Source organism: Priestia sp. P5_B4, assembly GCF_056400385.1.
Genome location: NZ_JBFULJ010001105.1, coordinates 1 through 1096 on the forward strand (window position 1 = coordinate 1; position 1096 = coordinate 1096).

General features: G+C 34.4%; 2 protein-coding genes. Both read left to right on the forward strand.

The window, feature by feature from the left end; translation table 11 throughout:
- The coding region (locus tag AC1DRF_RS29170) for a PadR family transcriptional regulator (protein WP_477742465.1) at positions 1-279 on the forward strand (279 nt) is incomplete at its 5' end.
- Position 280: 1 nt separating this feature from the next.
- Positions 281-958: a DUF1129 family protein gene (locus AC1DRF_RS29175; RefSeq protein ID WP_097825091.1), complete on the forward strand. Its 678-nt coding sequence runs from the start codon at positions 281-283 to the stop codon at positions 956-958.
- Positions 959-1096: the final 138 nt, after the last annotated feature.

The following is a 1096-nucleotide window of genomic DNA, read 5'->3' on the forward strand; positions in this document are numbered from 1 at the left end:
TTATCAATCATTCAAAAAGAAACGGTTTATGGCTATGAGCTATCCCAGAAGCTTCAACAATATGGATTAAATGATGTGAGTGAAGGTTCGATTTACCCAATTTTACTACGTCTTCAAAAGGAGGGATTAATAAAGGGAGAAATGAAAGCATCGCCTTCGGGTCCTAAACGAAAGTACTATCATCTTACGGCATCTGGTGAGAGCGCATTATGTGAAATCCAAGAGGAATGGATCAACATTCAAAACCCTGTAGATAAATTGTTGAATAGGAGTTTTTAAGATGAACGCTAAGGAATTAATTAAATTAAATAATAAGAAGCGAAAAGAGCTGACCAAGGAAAATGAAGAGTACTATGATAATATGCTTGTTTACATTCGAACGAGTGTGTCAGTTTCTGAACAGCAGGCTGAAGAATTATTGATGGAGCTTTTAGATCACCTTATTGACGCACAAGCGGAAGGGAAGCGTGCTGAAGAGGTGTTTGGAGAAAACCTTAAGACGTACTGTGATGAAATGATTAAACAGTTACCTAAAGAACCCTTAAAAAGCACTGCTTTTTTTATAAGCTTTTTATTGTTACAGCTAGCAAGCTTGATGGCTATAGTAAGCGGGATAGGAAATATCGTTGTACATTATGTTAAGGATAGCAGCCAGACTGTTTATATCGGAACAGCAATCGTCACTTTTGTTATTGTTGCAGCTATTATTTCTCTTGATGTTTTTCTGCTTTTAAAATGGATACAAAAATCTGTTTACAAAATTTCGAATAAGATTAAGGACTTTTTTCTACTCTTTGTCTTAATTTTTATTTCTCTTGCCGGGATGGTTTTTTTACCAAAGCTTATTCCACCTTTTGGGTATGTAATAGAAGTTGGAGGTTTCTTATATTTAGCTGCTGGTGCCGTAACACTCATCGTTTTAAGGTGGTTAAATAGTAAATATCAAATTACAAAATGAGATATAGGAAGCAGCGAAATGTATTGTTTAGTCTATAATAAAGAGCATTTTTAAAGAAATTTCATAATTTACGTCTATCTTGGGACAAGACATACTAAAATAATTAAAAAGGTGTTCAACGCATGAACACCTTTTTGG

Coding starts and splice junctions, on each gene's coding strand:
- AC1DRF_RS29175 (WP_097825091.1), top strand. CDS start 281: ATGAACGCTAAGGAATTAATTAAATTAAATAATAAGAAGCGAAAAGAG.